Source organism: Absiella sp. AM09-50 (assembly GCF_003433845.1).
Lineage (GTDB): Bacteria > Bacillota_I > Bacilli_A > Erysipelotrichales > Erysipelotrichaceae > Hoskinsella > Hoskinsella hominis.
In genome coordinates, this window is sequence record NZ_QVFI01000042.1 from 1 (window position 1) to 5,592 (window position 5,592).

The 5,592-nt window shown below is 38.6% G+C and carries 7 protein-coding genes; all 7 read left to right on the forward strand.

The features are described from left to right. The first annotated feature begins 71 nt into the window (after positions 1-71). Entirely contained in the window at positions 72-527 is a 456-nt protein-coding gene (locus DW114_RS19830; protein WP_117455932.1) for a PTS sugar transporter subunit IIA, read from the forward strand. A 38-nt stretch (positions 528-565) separates the two neighbouring features. Further along, positions 566-2,044: a PTS ascorbate transporter subunit IIC gene (locus DW114_RS19835; RefSeq protein ID WP_117455934.1), complete on the forward strand. Its 1,479-nt coding sequence runs from the start codon at positions 566-568 to the stop codon at positions 2,042-2,044. A 68-nt stretch (positions 2,045-2,112) separates the two neighbouring features. Next, a complete protein-coding gene (locus DW114_RS19840) occupies positions 2,113-2,415 on the forward strand; it encodes a PTS sugar transporter subunit IIB (protein WP_117455936.1) in 303 nt (100 codons plus the stop codon). A gap of 70 nt (positions 2,416-2,485) precedes the next feature. Further along, a complete protein-coding gene (locus tag DW114_RS19845) occupies positions 2,486-3,520 on the forward strand; it encodes a hypothetical protein (RefSeq protein WP_117455938.1) in 1,035 nt (344 codons plus the stop codon). A gap of 12 nt (positions 3,521-3,532) precedes the next feature. Then, positions 3,533-4,234, forward strand: coding sequence for an L-ribulose-5-phosphate 4-epimerase (gene araD / locus DW114_RS19850; protein ID WP_117455940.1), 702 nt, complete (start codon positions 3,533-3,535; stop codon positions 4,232-4,234). Beyond that, complete coding sequence (locus tag DW114_RS19855; RefSeq protein WP_117455942.1) at positions 4,218-5,090, forward strand: L-ribulose-5-phosphate 3-epimerase; 873 nt, start codon at positions 4,218-4,220, stop codon at positions 5,088-5,090. The genes araD and DW114_RS19855 overlap by 17 nt, the downstream gene beginning before the upstream one ends. Beyond that, positions 5,087-5,592 (forward strand): transketolase (locus DW114_RS21850; protein ID WP_233512194.1); only part of this gene is annotated, 506 nt, incomplete at its 3' end. The genes DW114_RS19855 and DW114_RS21850, both read left to right, overlap by 4 nt.

Consider the following 5,592-nt stretch of genomic DNA (forward strand, 5'->3'; position numbering starts at 1 on the left):
GGATTTGAAGATTGCTTTACTGATGAACCAAACGTTCCATTCAGATCAATTCTGTAGGAGATAAGCGATATATGTTAAAGGAAATTATTGAAAGAAATCATTACACATTTGAAGAAAGCTTTGACAATTGGGAAGATGCCATCCGTGCAGGCTACAAACCATTGTTAGCTGATAATACAGTGGAAGACATCTATGTTCAGGCAGTTATTGACTGTGTAAAGAAATTTGGACCATATATCGTGATTGTACCAAACATCGCCATGCCTCATTCTACGGAAGGGGCAGCGGGATGTAATGGTACAGCGATCTCATTCATGAAGGTTGAAAAGGAAGTAGACTTTGATCCCGAGGATCCAGATAAAAAAGCTCGTTTGTTTTTCTCTCTGGCAGCAACCGATCATGAAAAACACTTAGAAAACATTCAGGCATTGATGGATACATTGATGAATGAAGAAATTGTGGATGCTTTACTGGAAGCAAAAACAATTGAAGATTTAAAAGCAATCGCAGAAAAGTACGAAGCATAGCACACACATAATAATCGTGTGAGGAAAGGAAGAAATATATGGACTTTTTAATGAGTATATGGAATTTCTTCGCAACAAACATTTTGACACAGCCAGCATACTTTATCGGCTTGATGGTATTCGTTGGTTATATGTTGCTGAGAAAACCACTTTATGATGCATTGGCAGGATTTATTAAAGCGACAGTAGGATATATGATATTGGCAGTTGGTTCTGGGGGATTAACAAACAACTTCCGTCCTATCCTGGTTGGTTTAAAGGATCGTTTCAACCTTGACGCAATGGTTATCGACCCTTACTTTGGACAGAATGCCGTTACAGCTGGTATTGGGGAACAGTTTGGACGTACATTCTCACAGGTAATGTTATTGTTACTAGTTGCATTTATCATGAACCTTGTATTGGTTCGTTTAAAGAAATGGACAAAAATGCGTGCTGTATTTACAACAGGTCACGTACAGATGCAGCAGGCATCTACAGCATTCTGGCTGATTCTGTTCTGTTTCCCAAAACTTGGAGATACTCAGATTCTGATCGTTATGGGCTTGATCCTTGGTTTATATTGGGCAGTTGGTTCTAACTTAACCGTAGAAGTAACACAGGAATTAACAGAAGGCGGCGGCTTCGCTATCGCTCACCAGCAGATGTTCGGTATCGCAATTTTCGCTAAATTAGCTGATAAATTCAAGAGTAAAAACAAAGAAACAAAACGTTTAGACGACTTGAAATTCCCTGGCTTCTTATCTATCTTCAACGAAAACATGGTAGCTACATCTGTATTGATGTTCTTATTCTTCGGTGCGATCTTACTTGTATTAGGTAAAGATTACTTAGTATCTATGGAATTCATGAAAGCAGATGCTAATTTCTTCTTCTATATCATGACAACTGCATTAAACTTCGCAGTTTATCTGGCAATCTTACAGTTAGGTGTACGTACCTTCGTTACAGAGTTAACAAACTCTTTCCAAGGTATTTCTAATTCATTCTTACCTGGTGCTGTTCCTGGTATCGACTGTGCAGCTGTATTTGGATTTGGTAGTGCAAATGCTGTAACTGTTGGATTCTTGATGGGTGCTTTAGGACAGTTTATCGCCATTGGTATCTTGTTGCTGATGAAATCACCTACCCTTGTAATCGCAGGATTCGTTCCAGTATTCTTCGACAACGCTGTTATCGCAATTTACGCAGATAATCGTGGTGGTATCAAAGCCGCAATGTTGTTCCCATTCATTTCTGGTTTAATTCAGGTATTCGGTTCTGCATTAATCGCTGGCTGGGTTGGACTTGCTGGATACGGCGGATATCTTGGAATGTTTGACTGGGCAACTGTATGGCCTGCATTCACAGTCATCATGAAGTTTGCTGGTTACTTCGGTGTTGCTATCGTTGTATTGATTCTGTTGGCTATCCCTCAGATTCAGTATCGCAAACACCCAGATACTTATTTCTTAATCACAGAAGACTACGACGCTTATCTTGAAAAAATAAAAGAAAAAGACGAAGCGACGGCTTAATTTACACAAAAAAATAAAAAAAGATTCAACCAAAAGACACATAGTAAAATGTAAAGGAGAGTAATAACATGGCTGGAAAATTAAAATTATTGGTTTGCTGCGGTAATGGCGCAGGTACAAGTATGATGATCAAATTGAACGTAGAAAAGGTCACAAAGAAAATGGGATTAGATGTTGCGGATATTCACCACTGTGCAGTATCTGAAGGAAAATCTGCAGCTGGTCAGTATGATATCGTATTATGTTCAAGAAACTTCGTTCCAATGTTTGCGGATGCTGAAAAGAAGGGCACAAAAATTGTCGGATTGAAAAATGTAATGTCCGCAAAAGAAATTGAAGAAGGGCTGGCAGCCGCTTTAGAAAACAAGTAAAAAAAAGAAAAAGCTGCCTTGTGCAGCTTTTCTTCTACAAAAAATACGTGAAAATGGAGGAAAAAGGACAATGAAAATTGAAAAAATACATTTAGATGACGTAAAACGATGCTACTGTGCAAGCAACATCAATATGAATAACGAAAACCATATCCTGTTCGCAAGTGAAGATCCAGATGTGATCTGCGAAATGTTCAGTGGTAAAAACTTCGATAAAAAAGAAGTGGTATGGACAAAACCAGGAGGCTGCATGTCTATCATTCCAATTCCTGGTAAAGAAGGGGAATTCCTTGCAGTACAGGAGTTCTATTTGAAAGTATCTCCAAGTTTGGCAAAAATCGTATGGGGCAAATATGATGCAGAAAAAGGATGGATTGTAAAAGATGTTCTTTCTATGCCATATATCCACCGTTTTGATATCTACCATGCAGATGGTGTTAATTACTTCATCGGCGCAACTATTGCCACAACCAAACAAGACAAAAACGACTGGAGTGTTCCAGGACGTATCTATACAGGTATCCTTCCAGAAGACCCATCACAGGGTATTGAATTAAGTATCTTGGCAGATGGATTATATAGAAATCATGGATACTGGCACGCAAAAGAGGATAGAAAAGATGTAGGTTACTTTGGTAGTGATCAGGGTATCTTACGTGTAACACCACCATATGAAAAAGGTGGAGAATGGACAAAAGAATTTATCATGGAAGGCCAGATTGGAGAAATCGCAACCATTGATATCGATAATGATGGTGAAGATGAAATTATGACCATTGAAGCATTCCATGGGGATACGATTAAAATCTATAAGAAGATTGATGGCGCATACAAGGAAGTTTACAAGTATGACAACAAGATTGATTTTGCACATACATTAGTTGGCGCAAAATTAGCTGGTGTGAATACATTCTTAGCTGGTGTACGTCGTGAAGAAGCAGAAATTTTCTATGTACAATACGTCGATGGCAAGTTTGTGACAACCGTTATTGAAAAAGGTGCAGGTCCTGCCAACTTATGTGTCGTAAACGAAGATGATCGTGATCTGATCGTTGCGGCAAATCATACAAAAAATGAAGCGGCAGTTTATGTCGTAACAAAATAGAGGAGGATGCTTATGCTGGAACAACTAAAAAAAGAGGTATTAAAAGCGAATCTGTTACTACCTAAACATGGCTTGGTAACATTTACATGGGGTAATGTATCCGCTATTGATAGAGAAAAAGGAATCATCGCGATTAAGCCAAGTGGTGTGGAATACGATGAAATGAAAGAAGAAGATATCGTATTGGTAGATTTAGAAGGAAACGTTGTGGAAGGCAATCTGAAACCTAGTTCAGATTTAATGACACATTTAGAATTTTATCGCAACTGGCCAAATATCGGAGGTGTTGTGCATACACACTCTCGTTGGGCAACGAGCTTTGCACAAGCAGGAAAAGATATTATGGCATTAGGCACAACACAAGCAGACTATTTCTATGGTGCCATTCCATGTACCCGTTTGATGACACCAGAAGAAATTCAGGGTGAATACGAACTAGAAACAGGAAAAGTAATCGTAGAAACATTTAAAGAACGTGGCCTGAATCCAGATCAAGTACCAGGGGTATTGTTACACAGTCATGGACCATTCGCATGGGGTACAGACGCAGAAAATGCAGTACACAATGCAGTTGTTATGGAAGAATGTGCCATGATGGATGCCATCGCTTCCCTATTATGCAACAATCAGATTGAACCAATGCAACAGGTATTATTAGATAAACATTTCAAGAGAAAACACGGACCGAACGCTTATTATGGACAAAGCAAATAGAACTTACCAGCTTGGATTATATGAAAAGGCAATGCCTTCTGATCTGAGTTGGGAAGAAAAGCTGAACCTGACAAAGGAAAGCGGTTTTGATTATCTTGAAATGAGTATCGATGAAACTGACGCAAAATTAGCACGCTTAGAATGGACAAAAGAAGAACGCAAAGCAGTTGTAGATGCTATGTGGAAAACTGGAGTTAAGATCAATTCCATCTGTTTAAGTGGACATCGTAAATATCCATTTGGCGCAAGTGATCCGAATACACAAAAACGATCATTAGAGATCATGCAAAAAGCAATTGATTTGGCTAGTGATCTGGGTGTACGCCTGATTCAGTTGGCTGGATATGATGTATATTATGAACAAGGCAATAGTAAAACAAGGGCAGACTTTGCGACCAATCTGAATAAAGCAGTATTGATGGCTGCGAAAAAAGGAATCAACCTTGGATTTGAAACAATGGAAACACCTTTTATGGATACCGTTGGAAAATCTATGTATTATGTAAATATGATTAATTCTCCTTATTTGGGTGTATATCCAGATATTGGAAACTTAAAGAACGCTTCCTTATTATATAGTAATCCTGTAAATAATGATATGCGTGTAGGACAGGGACATGTCTTTGCGGCACATTTGAAAGAAACAGTTCCTGGGAAATATCGTGAAATACCATTTGGCACAGGACATACAGAATATATTGAAAACCTACAGCTGTTGAAGGCAATGGGTGTTCGTATGTTTGTCGGAGAATTCTGGTATATTGGAAGTGAATCATGGAAACAAGATTTAAAGGATGCGAGTGCATTCTTAAGAGAAAGATTAGATAGCGTATTTGGACAGGAGGAAAGCAATTGAAAACAGAAGAACTAAAGCAACATGCTGCACATATTCGTGAGAATATTGTCCGTATGGTCGCTAACGCAAATAGCGGTCATCCAGGTGGATCTTTATCCGCAGCTGATATATTAACGGTATTATATTTTGAAGTCATGGATATCAATGAAGACAATGTCAAAGGTATCGATCGTGATCGTTTTGTATTATCAAAAGGTCATGCTTCACCTTTACTGTATGCGACTTTATACGAAAAAGGCTTACTTCATGAAGATTTAAATACTTTCAGAAAGATCAACAGTAAACTACAAGGACACCCAAATATGAACTATGTCGATGGTGTCGATATGTCTACTGGTTCCCTTGGTCAAGGTATCTCTGCCGCTGTTGGTATGGCATTAGCTAACAAAGTAGATGGAAATGATCATAGAGTCTATACCTTATTAGGTGATGGAGAATGTGAAGAAGGCGAAGTATGGGAAGCTGCTATGGCTGCCGCTCATTATCGTTTGAATAATCTATG

What these genes read in the sequence shown, in the direction of transcription:
- DW114_RS19840 (WP_117455936.1), top strand. Translation starts at nt 2,113, where the DNA reads ATGGCTGGAAAATTAAAATTATTGGTTTGCTGCGGTAATGGCGCAGGT.
- DW114_RS19845 (WP_117455938.1), top strand. Translation starts at nt 2,486, where the DNA reads ATGAAAATTGAAAAAATACATTTAGATGACGTAAAACGATGCTACTGT.
- araD (WP_117455940.1), top strand. Translation starts at nt 3,533, where the DNA reads ATGCTGGAACAACTAAAAAAAGAGGTATTAAAAGCGAATCTGTTACTA.
- DW114_RS19830 (WP_117455932.1), top strand. Translation starts at nt 72, where the DNA reads ATGTTAAAGGAAATTATTGAAAGAAATCATTACACATTTGAAGAAAGC.
- DW114_RS19835 (WP_117455934.1), top strand. Translation starts at nt 566, where the DNA reads ATGGACTTTTTAATGAGTATATGGAATTTCTTCGCAACAAACATTTTG.
- DW114_RS19855 (WP_117455942.1), top strand. Translation starts at nt 4,218, where the DNA reads ATGGACAAAGCAAATAGAACTTACCAGCTTGGATTATATGAAAAGGCA.